Annotated in this window: 12 protein-coding genes and 1 tRNA gene; 9 read left to right on the top strand and 4 right to left on the bottom strand. The window is 71.2% G+C overall.

Going from position 1 to position 15,314, the window contains the following annotated elements; genetic code table 11:
* Positions 1–22 precede the first annotated feature (22 nt).
* From PQI07_RS17225 to PQI07_RS17200, 6 genes are all read left to right on the top strand, one after another.
* Entirely contained in the window at positions 23–388 is a 366-nt protein-coding gene (locus tag PQI07_RS17225) for a hypothetical protein (RefSeq protein WP_274927049.1), read from the top strand.
* A gap of 758 nt (positions 389–1,146) precedes the next feature.
* Positions 1,147–1,572 carry a hypothetical protein gene (locus tag PQI07_RS17220; RefSeq protein ID WP_043388100.1) on the top strand — a complete coding sequence of 142 codons (426 nt, stop codon included), beginning with the start codon at positions 1,147–1,149 and terminating at the stop codon, positions 1,570–1,572.
* Between the two features lie 329 nt (positions 1,573–1,901).
* Entirely contained in the window at positions 1,902–2,126 is a 225-nt protein-coding gene (locus tag PQI07_RS17215) for a ribosome modulation factor (protein ID WP_043346489.1), read from the top strand.
* Between the two features lie 164 nt (positions 2,127–2,290).
* The gene (locus tag PQI07_RS17210; RefSeq protein ID WP_274927048.1) at positions 2,291–4,369 is read left to right on the top strand and encodes a sensor histidine kinase; all 2,079 of its coding nucleotides are present in this window, start codon (positions 2,291–2,293) and stop codon (positions 4,367–4,369) included.
* A 13-nt stretch (positions 4,370–4,382) separates the two neighbouring features.
* Entirely contained in the window at positions 4,383–5,048 is a 666-nt protein-coding gene (locus PQI07_RS17205) for a response regulator (RefSeq protein WP_043346486.1), read from the top strand.
* 84 nt (positions 5,049–5,132) lie between these two features.
* A complete protein-coding gene (locus tag PQI07_RS17200; protein WP_043758247.1) occupies positions 5,133–6,125 on the top strand; it encodes a DUF808 domain-containing protein in 993 nt (330 codons plus the stop codon).
* A gap of 168 nt (positions 6,126–6,293) precedes the next feature.
* Here PQI07_RS17200 and PQI07_RS17195 read toward each other — a convergent pair.
* From PQI07_RS17195 to PQI07_RS17185, 3 genes are all read right to left on the bottom strand, one after another.
* A tRNA-Gly gene (locus PQI07_RS17195) sits at positions 6,294–6,368 on the bottom strand.
* A gap of 108 nt (positions 6,369–6,476) precedes the next feature.
* Positions 6,477–6,941, bottom strand: a complete 465-nt coding sequence (locus PQI07_RS17190) for an NUDIX domain-containing protein (protein ID WP_043378448.1) — start codon at positions 6,939–6,941, stop codon at positions 6,477–6,479.
* Between the two features lie 13 nt (positions 6,942–6,954).
* Positions 6,955–7,650: a fumarylacetoacetate hydrolase family protein gene (locus PQI07_RS17185; RefSeq protein ID WP_043758285.1), complete on the bottom strand. Its 696-nt coding sequence runs from the start codon at positions 7,648–7,650 to the stop codon at positions 6,955–6,957.
* Positions 7,651–7,787: 137 nt separating this feature from the next.
* Here PQI07_RS17185 and PQI07_RS17180 point away from each other — a divergent pair, with 137 nt between their 5' ends.
* The 3 genes from PQI07_RS17180 to PQI07_RS17170 all read left to right on the top strand — a co-directional run bounded on the left by PQI07_RS17180 (position 7,788) and on the right by PQI07_RS17170 (position 11,543).
* Positions 7,788–9,236 (top strand): FAD-binding oxidoreductase, encoded by a 1,449-nt coding sequence (locus tag PQI07_RS17180; RefSeq protein WP_274927047.1) that lies wholly within the window; start codon positions 7,788–7,790, stop codon positions 9,234–9,236.
* A gap of 258 nt (positions 9,237–9,494) precedes the next feature.
* Positions 9,495–9,788, top strand: coding sequence for a DUF2218 domain-containing protein (locus tag PQI07_RS17175; protein WP_043352813.1), 294 nt, complete (start codon positions 9,495–9,497; stop codon positions 9,786–9,788).
* 162 nt (positions 9,789–9,950) lie between these two features.
* Positions 9,951–11,543: an ABC transporter substrate-binding protein gene (locus PQI07_RS17170; RefSeq protein WP_274927046.1), complete on the top strand. Its 1,593-nt coding sequence runs from the start codon at positions 9,951–9,953 to the stop codon at positions 11,541–11,543.
* 16 nt (positions 11,544–11,559) lie between these two features.
* On the opposite strand, the gene putA is transcribed toward PQI07_RS17170, so the two are convergent.
* On the bottom strand, positions 11,560–15,246 hold the full coding sequence (gene putA / locus PQI07_RS17165; protein WP_274927045.1) for a trifunctional transcriptional regulator/proline dehydrogenase/L-glutamate gamma-semialdehyde dehydrogenase: 3,687 nt from the start codon (positions 15,244–15,246) through the stop codon (positions 11,560–11,562).
* Positions 15,247–15,314: the final 68 nt, after the last annotated feature.

Here is a 15,314-nt window from a genome sequence, read left to right as displayed (position 1 = left end):
CCCGCCCGAAGGAGGATGTCCGATGAGCGCCCTTGAGACTGGACGGCCGGACCGGTCCCGCCGGCGTCTGCGCGTGATCCTGATGGTCGTCGCGTGGCTGCCGGCTTTGCCCTTCGCCGCCGGTGCCGCGCTGACCAGCCTCACCGGCTGCCAAGTCAACGAGGCAAACACGTATCCCTGCCCGGTCGCCGGTCACGATATCGGCGAGCTGCTGTACGGGCTGATGATGACGGGCTGGGTGTTGATCGCCTTCCTGCCGTTCATGGCCCTGACCCTGCTGCTCGCCGCCGTGCAGGGCTTGCTGATGCTGGTCGGAGCGTTGCGGCGGAGAGGAGAGACGCGTCACAAAACGCACGATCGGGCGCGCCATGATCTTCGTGGAGGATGAAGGCGTCAGCGCGATTGGTCGAGGCGCCGGCCTCGCGGAGGCCGCGGGTCTCCGACGTCGGCCCGGCCGCGCCGCCGCACATGGGGTTACGAGGTCGTCCGGCGGCCGAGCACGCGGGGCATCCGCCTCGGTGACGGCTCTCCCTGGGTTCCGGCCATCCGCAGGCTTCTCCCAATTCTAAACGCCCGGCTACGCCCAGGGTCCGTTGGCCTGAGGCCAGTCCAGGCCGTGCCACCGTCTCTCGGTCCAGACCGGACTGTGCGCGCGCGGGACCTCGGAGAGATCGGACGCGAGCAGGCCGCCTCCGAATCGCGCCCAGTCCTCTAGCGTACGCGTCCGGCCGGCCTGCGGACCGTGCCGCTCCCGCGTGGTCTTCAGCGGGGATCCCACGCGCCCGCAACGCCGATACCAGTTCCGCGCGCGCCGCACGGGCGCGCCCACCGCCAGCTTCATGCCGTTCCCCCTGGCGCGACCATGCGGCGAGGCGCCCGCAGCCCCGTCGACCGGGGCTCCCTACCGCCAAGCTAAGCCAGGCCTTCAGCGCAAGCATGTCGGGCCGACCCTGACACGTCTGCCGATCTCTCCGACTGCTGATCGGGCCAGCGGACCACAGATGGGACGGCGGGACAGTGGCCGGAGACTTCGATCTTCGTCCGCCGCCTTCGGGGCACGCCGCCGCGTTCGACGGCGGCGAAGGCTCGGTTCCCCGTCCGACCGTGGCCGCACGGTCGTCCTTCCTCTTCCGTGGAGTTCAGCCCATGAAACGTCTTGCGATCACCCTGACGGCGCTTTCGAGCCTCGTTCTGTTTGCGCCGTCGAGCGAAGCGCGGCCCTACGGTCACGGCCCCGGCCTCCATCACGGGCACCACCATCTGGGCCATGGCGCCTGGAGAGGGCGACGCCACGGATTGCACCATCACCGCCTCCACCGGCACCACATCCACCGGTTCCGCCCACACCACAGGCGGTATCGCGGTTATCGGGGTGTGACCTTCCGCCCCTCCGCCTATGGCTACCGGCCGCACGCCTACGGCTACGGCGGTCCCCGTGGGTACCGCGGGCCGGGTTTCGCCACCGGCCTCGGCCTTGCGGCGGCGGCTGCCGGGCCGAACCTCTATCGGCCGGTCTACAGCCGTCCCTACGGCTACCGTTACGCGCCGGCCGGCTACGGCTGCGGCTTCTAGGAAGCCCTTCGGGATCCGGGAAGCCGACGTGCGGCAGCCTCCCGGATCCGCCGGCGATGAAGGCTGTCCGGGTGAACCCTGCGCAGGATCCAGCAAGGAACCGCGGGCGTCCCGACAGGCGTCGACGCTCAACGACCGCATGATTTGCCGCTCGGGTGCCGCTTTCGCGCAATGGTCAACGGATGATCGTCTGCACAGCGTGTCGGGATAACCCCGACACGCGTCGGTGAGAGCAGCATCGCGACCTGAAACAGCTTGCTCGACCGTTCGAACTGCGCGCTTCTCACGGTGCGGGACATCATCCCGAGCAGCCGGAGAGATCAGCGCCCATGCTCATGGACATCGTCAAACAGGGGGCCCGCGCGCGTTCCGTCGGTCGGCCCCGCGATGCCTGTCCGTATCCCGGCGAGTCGCGCGAGCGCCGCGCGTGGTTCGAAGGCTATGACGGCTCCTCCTGGGCCGTTGCGACGCGGATGCCGCATCCGGCCCGGATGCTGCCCGGATCGGCGCTGTGCGACACCACCCTCGCTTCGGACGCACTCCCGCCGGCTTGATCGCGGGGCGACTTTTCCGCGACAGAGCGTGTGGCACACGGGCCGGGACGGGGACTCGGGAGGCAGGTGGCGATGCGCTCGGGACGGCGAGACAGGAAGGCCGAGCCGCCTGAGCGATGGAGGTCTGATTCGCCTTGGCGCGCTGCGTGCCCGCGCCCGGGCCCATGAACATCCGACCCCGCGACGCCGCCATCCACGGGTCTCAGCCCCCGCTGAGCCGCGGCAGCCGCCGGACCTTCATCGCCCTCGCCCTCGCGGCGGCCATACCGGTCCTGTTGCTGAGCGGCTGGGTCGCCACGCTCATGGCGCAGCAGCAGCGCGACCTCGCCCGGAACGCTGCGGTCGCCAGCGCGACCCGTGTGGCCGAGCGGGTCGCCTCGGACATTGCAGCCCAGATCGCGGTTCTCGAAGCGGAGGCCGCCTCCGCCACCCTCGACCGACCGGATCTCGCGGCCTTCTACGCCGAGGCCGAGCGGCTGAGGCAGGCGCATCCGCTGTGGGAGACGGTGGAACTCGCCGGTCCGGACGGCGCTCAGATCGTCAACCTGCTCCGCTCCCTCGAAGAGGAACTGGGACCGACTTCGGACCGGCAGAGCTTCGACGCCGTGGTGCAGACGCGTCAGCCGGTGATCGGCGGCATCGGTCCGGCCGGCCTGATCTCCGGCAAGCGCCTCGTCGCCCTTCGCGTCCCGGTCATCCGCGACGGGATCCTGCGCTACGTGCTGTCGGTCCGGCTTGCCACCAACGCGGTGAGCTCGATCCTGCGGGATGCCGGTGCCCCCGAGGGCTGGGTCGGTACCATCGTGGATGCGGACGGGAACACCATCGCCCGGACCCGGGCCGAGGTCGAGGAACTCGGCCACCCTGCGAATCCCGCCTTGCAGGCGGCGATCCGGCACGCGCCCAACGGATTCTACACCGGCCCGACGCTGGAGGGCGCGAATGTCGAGGTGGTCTACCGGACGCTGAAGCACACCGGCGGCTGGTCGGTGCATTTCGGGATGCCGGTCGCCACACTCAATGCCCCGGTGTCACGGTCGTATGTCGTGCTGGGCGGCGGCAGCTTCGTCAGCATCGGCCTCGCCTTGGCGCTGGTCGGATTGGTGGGCCGCGACATGGCGCAGCGCCGTGCGGGCGAGCAGGCCCGGTTCTCCCTCGCCCTCCGGTCCAGCGAGGAGCAGGGCGCCGTCGCCGCCGAGGCCGCGGAACTCGGCACGTTGCGCTGGGACACCGTGGCGCGCCGGGTGACGGGTTCTGCGCGCGCGGCCGAGCTTCTGGGGTGGCGGGCGGCCGCGGAAGGGCGCGACAGCGCCGTGGACGCCGATACCGTCCTGCAGGCGGTCGATCCGGAGGATCGCGGGCGCCTGAGCGAAGCCCTGCGCCGGAGCCTCGCGGAAGGTACGCCGCTCGACGTCGAGTTCCGCGTGAACCGGCTCGATCGGGAACCGCGCTGGGTCCGCGTGGCCGGTCGCGTGCCACAGCTTCACGAGGACACCCCGGATGGGCTGATCTACGGCGTGGTCTCGGATATCGAGCCGCGCAAGCGCGCCGAGGCCGAACGGTCCGCGCTGCTCCGCCGCCTCGGCGAGGCGCAGGAGAACGAGCAGCGCCGGATCGCGCGGGAACTCCACGATCAGGTCGGCCAGACGGTGACCGGCCTGTCGCTGGGCCTCAAGAGCATGGAGCGGCTCCTGGCCCGCGGTGCCACAGCCGAAGCCGGAAGGCAGATGGAGTGGCTGCAAGCGCTCGCCGGGGAGATCGGACGCGACATCCATCGGGCTGCCGTCGACCTGAGGCCGACCGCCCTCGACGATCTCGGCCTGCGCGAGGCGCTCGCGACCCTGCTGCGCGACTGGAGCCAGCGGCACGGGATCCGCGCCGATCTGGAATGCCTGAACGAGGCGACCCGTCTGCCGGCCGCCATCGAGACGGCCGTCTACCGGATCGTGCAGGAGGCCCTCACCAACGTGCTCAAGCATGCCCGCGCCGCGAGCGTCAGCGTCTCCGTGGGGAAGCGCACCACCGAGATGCGGGTCGTCATCGAGGATGACGGCGTCGGCTTCAACGTCGAGGACCTCCGCGACCGTTCCGGCAGCGATGGACAGGCCAAGCTGCGGCTGGGACTGTCCGGGATCCGCGAGCGCCTGTCCCTTCTCGGCGGGACACTCACGCTGGAATCGTCCCCGGATGTCGGCACAACCCTGTTCGTGACCATTCCCGTACCGCACCATCCCGAACCCTGAGGAGAAGCGCCCGATGGATCGCATTCGCGTCGCTCTGGCCGACGACCACCCCATCGTCCTCGCCGGGATCCGGACGCTCCTGAACGCCGACCCCGAGATCGAGCTGGTGGGCGAGGCGACGAACGGCAGCGAGGCGCTGCCGATGATCCATGCGGCCGACCCCGACGTCGCCGTGGTCGATGTTTCGATGCCCGGTCTCAACGGGCTCGAGCTCACCGAGCGCGTGGCGGATGCGTGCCCGCGAACGCGCGTGCTGGTTCTGACGGTCCATGAGGATGCGGCCTACGTCCAGCCGCTGCTCAAGGCCGGCGCCCGGGGATACCTGCTCAAACGCTCGGCCGCGGAGGATCTGCTCCGCGCGGTCCGCGCCGTCGCCGCAGGCGGCGTCTATCTCGACCCTTCGGTGGCGAGCCATGCCCTGGCGCATCCTGCAGCAGACTCCCGGATCTCGGTGGCCGAGCCTGCCGCAGACGCGCTGAGCCCGCGCGAGACGGACGTCCTTCGCCTGATCGCCCAGGGCTTCAGCAACAAGGAGATCGCGCGCCGCTTCGATCTCAGCGTCAAGTCCGTGGAGACCTACAAGGCGCGGGCCGCCGAAAAGCTCGGCCTGCGCACGCGTGCGGAGATCATCCGTTACGCGGCCGCGCACGGATGGCTCGATGCCCTGGCCCTGCGCTAGGAGCCGCGATTCTTTGAGCGCGACGGATCAAATCGCGGCGCGGTTCGTCTGTCTGGCGGACCGAATACGGATGAGGGGAGACGTGTGAGCGTCGGATTGATTGCACTGCTGGACGATGTCGCCTTCATGGTCAGGAGTGCGGCGGCGTCCCTCGACGACGTGGCAGGCCAGGCCGCGAAAGCCGGAACCAAAGCGGCCGGTGTCGTCATCGACGATGCGGCGGTCACGCCCCGCTACGTCGTCGGCTTCGCGGCGGAGCGCGAGCTGCCCATCGTCGGAAAGATCGCCGTCGGATCGCTCCGCAACAAGCTCCTGTTCCTGCTCCCGGGCGCCCTGGCGCTGAGCGCCTTCGCGCCCTGGGCGATCACGCCGCTCCTGATGCTGGGCGGTGCGTATCTCTGCTACGAAGGCACCGAGAAGGTCTACGAGGGCCTCTTTCCCCATCGCGCCCACGGCGACGCGGCGGACCACGCGGACGGCGCCGGTGGCGCTGCGGCCGGAGAAGAGCGCCGCGTGGCGAGCGCCATCAAGACCGATTTCATCCTCTCGGCCGAGATCATGGCCATCACCCTCGCGGCCTTGCCGGACGGCAGCTTCTGGATGCGGGCGGCCGTTCTGGCCATCGTTGCTCTGGGCATCACCGTGGGCGTCTACGGCGTGGTCGCTGTGATCGTGAAGGCTGACGACGCGGGCTTGGCTCTGGCCCGCAGCACGGCCGGGCCGCCGCTCGGAAGCCTCGTCCGCGGGCTCGGCCGCGGCGTCGTCAAAGGCATGCCGATCCTGCTCGGACTTCTGGCCGTCGTCGGTACGGCGGCCATGATCTGGGTCGGCGGCGGGATCCTGATGCACGGCCTGGAGACCTACGGCCTGGCATGGCCCGCGCACGCCGCCCACGACGCGGCGACGGCAGCGTCCGCGCGCCTGCCGTTCGCCAAGGGCTTCGTCGAATGGCTGGTCACCGCCCTCGCGTCGGGCCTGATCGGGCTGGTGGTCGGCGGCCTGCTGATTCCGCTCACGAGCTTCGTGCTGGCGCCGACGTGGCACGCCCTGTCGGCCCTGCGGAAGCAGACTGCCTGATCCGAGAAACGTCGAGGCCAAGCGGTACGGTGGTCCCGACGGTCACCGTATTGCTCGGCCTCCTCCGGAGCCCCATGGCCCGGCGGTCGAGGATGCTTCTGCAGGACCCAAAAACGACAAAGGCCGCAGAGCTGCGGCCTTGTAAGTCGATCGTATGGTTGGGAAAACTGGAGCGGGCGAAGGGATTCGAACCCTCGACCCCAACCTTGGCAAGGTTGTGCTCTACCCCTGAGCTACACCCGCTCACTAGTGCCGCGCCGCCTGGACTTTCGTGCCGGCGGCCCCCGGCGCGGCTCTCTAAACACCATTCCTGCGGACGACGCAAGCGCCCTTTTCGCGAACCGTGACGATTTACCAATTCGGGTCTGGCGGGAGGCCTTCGTGGATCTCGCGGAGCCGGGCGCGGGTCCCCCGGGTGGTGCCCTCGGGCAATGCGTCCAGCGCGAAGAAAGCGCATTCGGCGACCTCCCGGTCCGGCGCCTTGGGGCGCAGCACCGTGAAGGCCGGCAGGACGAACAATGCGACGTGATCGCGGGGGGCGGCCACAACATTCCGGTAGAGGGCATGCAGGCGCGGCTCCCCCTGGGGCACGATCTCGGCCTCCTCGCGGAATTCCCGCACCATCGCGTCGCGCACGGCCTCGCCGCGCTCCACACCGCCGCCGGGCAGGTGCCAGCCACTGACATAGGTGTGGCGCACGAGGGCCACACGTCCCGCCCCGTCCAGGGCGACGCCGCGCACGCCGAGGGTCATGCCCCGGGACGCGAGAGCCCCGAGGTGGAACAGGCGCCGCAGGAGCGGCCGGTCGAGGAGCATGCGGGTGCGCGGCTCAGACGACGTCGAGGGTGATCTCGCCGAGCCCGGCGATCGCCGCGACCATGCGCTGACCGCGCTGGACCGGGCCGACGCCGGCGGGCGTGCCGGTGAAGATCAGGTCGCCCGGTTGCAGGGCGAAGTAACCCGACAGGTAGGCGATCTGCTCGGCGACGGACCAGATCATGTCGGCCAGGTCGCCCTTCTGACGAATCTCGCCGTCTACCGACAGCGTGATCGCGCCCCGCGCCGGATGGCCGAAAACGGAGACCGGATGCAAAGCGCCGATCGGGCCGGACCCGTCGGCCGCCTTGGCGGTGTCCCAGGGCCGCGACATCTTCTTGGCCTCGTCCTGGACGTCGCGCCGGGTCATGTCGAGGCCGACCGCGTAGCCGTAGACGTGGTCGAGGGCGGTCTCCGCCGGGATGTCGCTGCCGCCGCTGGCGAGGGCCGCCACCATCTCGACCTCGAAATGGTAGTTGCCGGTCTTCGGGGGGTAGGCGTGAGGCGTCGGCTCGGAACCGACGATCTGCAGGGCGTCCGCGGGCTTCATGAAGAAGAACGGCGGCTCCCGGTCGGGGTCCGCCCCCATCTCGCGGGCATGGGCGGCGTAGTTGCGGCCGACGCAGTAGACGCGGCGCACGGGAAACAGGTCGCTGCTGCCCACGATGGGGAGCGCGATGCGTTGCGGGTTCTGGATGACGGAGAGCATCTCTGCCTCTGCGGTGGATCGTCCGGACGGCCCGGCGCGACGACGCCCGGGCCCTACATCATCGTTGTAAGGTCCGCACCGGCGCGCGCCATACCGGAGCTTGCGTACCCCCGCCCCTGGCCTACAGAATCTTTGCGATGACCCCGACAGCCGCCCTCGACACCCTGCTGACCGCCCTGCGGGACGGGCTCGGCGCGCGGCACGTGCTGACCGATCCGGACGCCCTGGCGCCCTACCTGACCGAGAGCCGGCGCCTGTTCACCGGATCGGCCCTCGCCGTGCTGCGGCCCGGGAGCACCGAGGAGGTCGCCTACGCGGTCCGCGCCTGCACGCAGGCCGGCATCGCGGTCGTGCCGCTCGGCGGCAATACCGGCCTGACGGGCGCCGGGGTGCCGCAAGGAGGCATGGTGCTGTCCCTGGAGCGCATGACCCGGCTGCGGGCGGTCGATCCGGTGGATGCCACCATCACGGTGGAGGCCGGGATGATCCTGCAGGACGTGCAGGACGCGGCCGAGGCGGCCGGCATGCTGTTTCCGCTCTCCTATGCGTCCCGCGGCTCGGCCCGCATCGGCGGCGGCGTCAGCACCAATGCCGGCGGGATCGCGGTCCTCGCCTACGGCAACGCCCGCGACCTCGTCCTGGGGCTCGAGGTCGTGCTCGCGGACGGACGGGTCTGGAACGGGCTCAAGTCCCTGCGCAAGGACAATGCCGGCTATGACCTGAAGCAGCTCTTCATCGGCTCCGAAGGCACTCTGGGCATCGTCACCGCGGCCGTGCTGAAGCTGTTCCCGCGGCCGCGCTCCACGAGCGTCGCCTTCGTGGGGCTCGATTCGGCCAGGGCCGCCCTCGACCTGTTCGTGTTCCTGCGGGCGCGGATGGACCGCGACCTGACGGCCTTCGAATACCTGCCGCCGTTCGCCCTGGAAATCGTGCTGCGCCACGTCCCGGGGACGGTGCGGCCGCTGGACGGCGCGCACGGCGCCTATGCGCTGATCGAGGTCGCGTCCGCGCGCCCGGATGCCGACACGCAGGCCGAGCTGGAATCCGCCCTCGGGCAGGCCCTGGCGGACGGGGTGATCGCGGATGCCACGATCGGCACCAGCGGCGCCCAGAACGCCGCGCTCTGGCGTCTGCGGGAGGGCGTTCCCGAGGCGCAGACCCGCGAAGGCGCATCGATCAAGCACGACGTGTCGGTACCGCTGTCGCGGCTCCCCGCGTTCTTGGAGCAGGCAGGCGCGGCCTGCACGGCGGAGATGCCCGGCCTGCGACCCTGCGGATTCGGCCATTTCGGCGACGGCAACATCCATTTCAACCTGTCCCAGCCGTCCGGCATGGCGGCGGCGGAGTTCCTGGCCGAATGGGGCCGATTCAACCGGATCGTTCACGACATCGTGCACGACCTCGGCGGTTCCATCGCCGCCGAGCACGGGGTCGGCCTGATCAAGCGCGAGGAACTCGCCCGCTACGGCGATCCGGTCGGGCTCGACCTCATGCGGCGCCTGAAGGCCGCCCTCGACCCCGGCAACCTGCTCAACCCCGGCAAGGTCATCATCCGGGACGACCGCGACGCCTCGACGGCGCGCTGAAGAATTTTGTGCATCGCGCCATAATTCGGCGCGGAGCCGGGTGCAGGACAGCAACGCCGCGCCGTCATCCGCCGGGGTGGCCCGCTGCGTTAAGCCGCTGCTAACGCTTCGGACAGACCTTCACCGACGACGACAAAGACGGGTCCTTCGGCGCCAGGCATGGCAATTGCTCAGAGGCCTTCCTATCTCGCAGATGCGAGATCGAGCGACGAACCGTCACCGACAGGCTGTTTTCATATCTCTTTGGAGACCGACGGAATGCCCACCTCTCAGGCCCGCGTGCAGACCAACGAGGCGAGCCGCTACCTGCAGCAGCTCTGCCGGCACTGGAGCCACAAGTTCAAGGTCGAGGCGACGCCCGTGCACGGCACCGTGCCGTTCGGCGAGGACCGCGTCTGCACCTTCGACGCCGAGCCCGACGCCCTGGTGATGCGCATCGACAGCTCCGACCCGGTGAACCTCACCCGGCTGGAGAACGTCGTGGCCGACCACCTCGCCCGCTTCGCCTTCCGCGAGAGCCTCGGCGACATCCGCTGGTCGCGCGCCGCCTGACGGCCCGCGCAGCGCGGTCACGTTCGACCCGTCCGGCCCCCGGCCCGGGCGGGGTCTCGCGATCCGGAACGGTCCGCAGCGGTGGCGCACCAGGTGGCGCACCACTTGCACGCGAGTCCGGCTTGCGGCCAGATCGGTCGCCGCCGAGACCGGGATCGATCCATGAAGCGACGCACCCTGCTGACAGGCGCCGGAGCGCTGGTGGCCGGGACGCTCGCCCGTCCGGCCCTGGTGCGGGCGGCCTCCGCGACGACGCTGCGCTTCGTGCCCTACGCGGATCTGGCGCTTCTCGACCCGATCATCACCACGAACTACGTCACGCGCACCCATGCGCTGATGGTGTTCGACACACTCTACAGCCTGGATGCCGCCTATCGGGCCCAGCCGCAGATGGTCGCGGGCCACGAGGTCACGGCCGACGGCCTCACCTGGCGCCTGACCCTGCGGGACGGCCTGCGCTTCCATGACGGCACGCCGGTCCTCGGCCGCGACGTTGTGGCGAGCCTCAAACGCTGGTCGCAGCGGGACGCCTACGGTGGGGCGCTGTTCGACACGGTGGACGACCTCTCGGCGCCCTCCGACACCATGGTGCAGTTCCGCCTGAAACGGCCCTTCCCGCTCCTGCCGGACGCCCTCGCCAAGCCGACCTCCTATGTCCCGGTGATCATGCCGGAGCGCCTGAGCGCGACGCCGGCGACGCAGGCGGTGCCGGAGATCGTCGGCAGCGGCCCGTATCGGTTCGTCGCCGCCGAGCGGGTTCCGGGCTCGCTCAACGTCTACCGCCGGTTCGAGGAGTATCGACCCCGTCCGGACGGGACGGCGAGCTTCACCGCCGGACCGCGCATCGCGCATTTCGACCGCATCGAGTGGCGCACGATCCCCGACGGCGCGACCGCGGCCGGCGCCCTGCGCTCGGGCGAGATCGACTGGTGGGAGCAGCCCCTCGTCGATCTCGTGCCCGACCTGATGCGCCAGCCGGCCGTGCGGGTGGATCTGGTGGAGACCGCCGGGCTGATCGGACAGATCCGCCTCAACCACACCCTGCCGCCCTTCGACAATCCCGCGATCAGCCGCGCGCTGCTCTCGGCCGTCGACCAGACCGAGATGATGGATGCGGTCGCCGGCAGCGACCCGGCGATCCGCCGCGGGCCCATCGGGATCTTCACCGCGGGTGGTCCGATGGCGTCATCAGCCGGCATGGCGGTGCTCACCGGCCCTCGCGACCTCGCCGCCGCGAAGCGGGCGCTCGCCGAGGCGGGCTACAAGGGCGAGCGGGTGGTGCTGCTCTCCGGGACCGACGTGCCGCGGATCAACGCGATCTGCGAGGTGATGGCCGATGCCTGCCGCAAGCTCGGGATGAACCTCGATGTCGTCGCCACCGATTGGGGGACCGTGAACCAGCGGATCCTGAACGCGAAGCCCCTGGACCAGGGCGGCTGGTCGATGTTCGGGATCTTCTCCGGCGGGCTGGACCATCTCTCGCCGGCCTACCATCTGGCCGCCCGCGGGAACGGCCGCGCAGGCGTCCCGAGCTGGCTCACGGACGCCCCCCTGGAGGAGATGCGCAGCGCGTGGTTCGCCGCGCCGGACCTCGCCGCCCAGAAGGCCCTCGCGGCGCGGATCCAGGCGCGCGCCCTGGAGGTCGGCGCCTATCTCCCCTGCGGCCAGTACTTCCAGCCGACCGCCTACCGGCGCGACCTCGAAGGCATGCTGACCGGGCTGCCGCTGTTCTGGAACCTGCGCCGGTCGGCCTGAGCGCGCAGCCGCCGGGTCACCCGACGCTCATCAGGCTGGCATTGCCGCCGGCCGCCGCGGTGTTGATCGCGGTGGAGATCTCTTCGACCAAGCCCGCCGGATCGTAGAGATCGCCGGCCGCCAGCGCCTCCGGCTCGCGGGCCTGGAGAGGCAGGATGGCCCCATCACGGGCCGCGAGGGCGGCGTTGAGATCCCGCAGGGCTGTCGCATCGCCCGCGAACAGGACGCCCTGGACGTCGCCCGCGCGGTCGAGATCCGGAGCCCAGGCGATCCGGGCCGCGCACACCGCCGGCAGACCGTCCAGGGCCGCATCGCTGCCGCCGGCCGCGACGATGACCGCCGCGTTGCCGGTGCCAAGGATCGCCCCGAGCTGGAGCAGGAGCGCCGTCTCCGTCGCCGCGACGGCGGCGACGCGCCCGCGCGGACGCAGGGCGTACTGATTGCGCTCACCCACCGGTCCGGCCAGCGCGATCGGGGCGGATCCGGGATAGCGGACGGTCTCCAGCCTCTCCGCGAGATCGTGGCGATGGCGCGACCGCAGCCACGCCACGTAGGGGCGCAGCGCCGCGTCGTCGGCGGGCAGCCCGTCGCAGGCGTCGGCGGGCGGTCTCCGCACCAGCCGGCCGAGGGCCAGCGGGCCCCCGGCCTTGGGGCCCGTCCCCGACAGGCCCGAGCCGCCGAAGGGCTGCACGCCCACCACCGCGCCGATGATGTTGCGGTTCACGTAACGGTTGCCGGCCCGCACGCGGCCGAGGACGTGGTCGATGGTCTCGTCGACGCGGCTGTGCAGCCCGAAGGTCAGCCCGTAGCCGGTGGCATCGATCGCCGCGAGGAGCCTGTCGAGGGTATCCCGACGGTAGCGCAGCACATGCAGCACCGGGCCGAACACCTCCTGCTCGACATCGGCGACCGCCCCGATCTCGATCAGCGTCGGCGGTACGAAGGTCCCGGCGCCGGCCTCGGGCGGCAGGGGCAACTGCTCCACGGGAAACCCCCGCGCGCGCAGGCTCGCCACATGATCGACGAGGCGGGCGGCGGCGTCGGCGGTGATGACCGGTCCGATATCGACGGCGAGGCGCCGAGGGTCGCCGACCTGCAGCTCCCGCAGGGCGCCCTTGAGCATGTGCAGCGTCCGGTCGGCGATCTCCTCCTGCAGGCACAGGATCCGCAGCGCCGAGCAGCGCTGGCCCGCGGAATCGAAGGCCGAGGCGATCACGTCGGCCACCACCTGCTCGGCAAGCGCGGAGGAATCGACCACGAGGGCGTTCTGGCCGCCGGTCTCGGCGACGAAGGGCACCGGCTCGCCGAAGCGGTTCAGCCGCCCCGCGAGTGCGCGCTGGATGGCCTTGGCCACCGCGGTCGAGCCGGTGAACATCACGCCCTGCACGCGCCGATCCGCGACCAGGGCGGCGCCGACACGGCCGTCCCCCGGCAGCAGGTGAAGGGCATCCGCCGGGATCCCGGCCGCGTGGAGCACGCGGATCGCCGCGGCGGCGATCAGGGGCGTCTCCTCTGCGGGCTTGGCCAGGACCGTGTTCCCCGCCGCGAGGGCGGCCGCGGCCTGCCCGACGAAGATCGCCAGGGGGAAATTCCACGGCGCGATGCAGGCGACCGGGCCGAGCGGCGCGTGCGCGTCGCCGAGGATTCGCTCGGCCTCGGCGGCGTCGTAGCGCAGGAAATCGACCGCCTCGCGGATCTCCGCCACGGCGTTCGCGTAGGTCTTGCCCGCCTCCCGCACGATGAGCCCGATCAGCGCCGGCATCCGCGCCTCGAAGGCGTCGGCGGCCTGCCGCAGGCAGGCGGCGCGCGCGGCCGCCGGCGTCGCCGCCCAGCCGGCGGCGGCCGCTTCCGCCCGGGCCAATGCGCCTGCGACCGCCGCAGCCGTCGCCGCCCGGGCGAAGCCGACGACGTCCCGGTGGTCGGCGGGATTGCGCACGGGCTCGTCGGCCGCCGCGTCGTCCTCGCCCGACGGCACCGCCCGCCAGACGGTGCGCTCGCTCGCCAGCAACCCCTCCGAGAGATCGGCGAGGGCGGCCTCGTCGGCGAGGTCGAGACCGGCGGCGTTCGCGCGGTGCGAACCGTACAGGTCCCGGGGAGCCGCGATCCGCGGATGCGGCGCCCCGGGGCTCGGCATGGCCTCCACGGCGGTGACGGGGTGGGCGATCAACGCCGCGATCGGCACGGCCGCGTCGGCGACTTGGTTGACGAAGGAAGTATTCGCCCCGTTCTCCAGAAGCCGCCGGACGAGATAGGCGAGTAGGGTCTCGTGCGTGCCCACCGGCGCGTAGATCCGGCAGGGGCGGCGCAGGCGCTCTCCGGCGACCACGGCCTCGTAGAGCGGCTCGCCCATGCCGTGCAGGCACTGGAACTCGTACTGGCCGGGCCGAAAATCCGGGCCTCCCATCTCGACGATGCTCGCCAGGGTCTGGGCGTTGTGGGTGGCGAATTGCGGGAAGACCGCGTCCGGAGCCGCGAGGAGCCGACGCGCGCAGGCGAGATACGAGACGTCGGTGTGGAGCTTCCGGGTGAAGACAGGGAAGTCCGCCAGACCGTCCACTTGCGCCCGCTTGATCTCGCTGTCCCAATAGGCGCCCTTGACAAGGCGCACCATCAGCCGCCGACGGCTTCGGCGGGCGAGATCGATCAGCACGTCGATGACGAAGGGACACCGCTTGCCGTAAGCCTGGACCACGAAGCCGAGTCCGTCCCAGCCGGCGAGGTCCGGATCGAGGGCGAGCCGCTCCAGGATATCGAGAGACAGGTCGAGGCGATCGGCCTCCTCGGCGTCGATGTTCAGGCCCATCCCGTAGCCCTTGGCGAGGCGGGCAAGGTCCCGCACACGGGGATGGAGTTCGGCCAGGACACGGTCGCGCTGCGACCGCACGTAGCGGGGATGGAGCGCCGACAGCTTGATCGAGATGCCGGGTCCGAGGAGCACGCCGCGGTCGGCGGAGGCCGCCCCGATCGCCCGGATCGCCTCCGCGTAGGCGCGCCGGTAGCGTTCCGCATCCTCGGCGGTCACGGCAGCCTCGCCGAGCATGTCGTACGAGTACGTGAAGCCCTTGGCCTCGCGCCGCCCGGCATGCCGCAGGGCCTCGGCGATCGTCCGCCCGGCCACGAATTGCTCGCCCATCATCCGCATGCAGAGATCGACGCCGGTGCGGATCACCGGCTCACCGCCGCGGGCGATCAGGCGGGTGAGCGCGGCGGACAGGCCGGCCTCGTCCCGGGTCGCGGCGAGCTTGCCGGTGACGAGCAGGCCCCAGGTCGCCGCGTTCACGAAAGGCGACGGGCTGTGCCCGAGATGGGCCGCCCAGTCGCCGCCCGCGATCTTGTCGCGGATCAGCGCGTCCCGCGTCGCCGTGTCGGGGATTCGCAGCAGCGCCTCGGCGAGGCACATCAGCGCCACGCCCTCCTGGCTCGACAGCGCATATTCGTGGATCAGCCCCTCGACGCCGCCGCGGCGCCCCTGCCGACGCAGGGTTTCGACCAGGCGTCCCGCATGTTCGGCGACGCGCCGGGCGGCCTCGGGCGACAGGCGGGCCTGATCGAGGAGCGCCGCCACACACTCGCTCTCGGGGCGCAGACAGGCCGCGGTCACGGCCTGCCTCAGGGGCGACCGGTCCGGCAGGTCGGCGGCGAGCCGGCGGAAGGCAGCGCTCGCCCGGACGGCCGCAGCTTCGACGACGCCGGTCCCGGACATAATCCGTCCCTCCGACACGGCACAATGCCGCGCCGTTGCGACCTCAGGCTACACAATCCGGGCGCCGC

This window comes from Methylobacterium sp. 092160098-2 (assembly GCF_028920805.1).
Classification (GTDB): Bacteria; Pseudomonadota; Alphaproteobacteria; order Rhizobiales; family Beijerinckiaceae; genus Methylobacterium; species Methylobacterium fujisawaense.
Note: the sequence above shows the minus strand (reverse complement) of the source record. Positions and strands in the feature narration are given on the sequence as shown.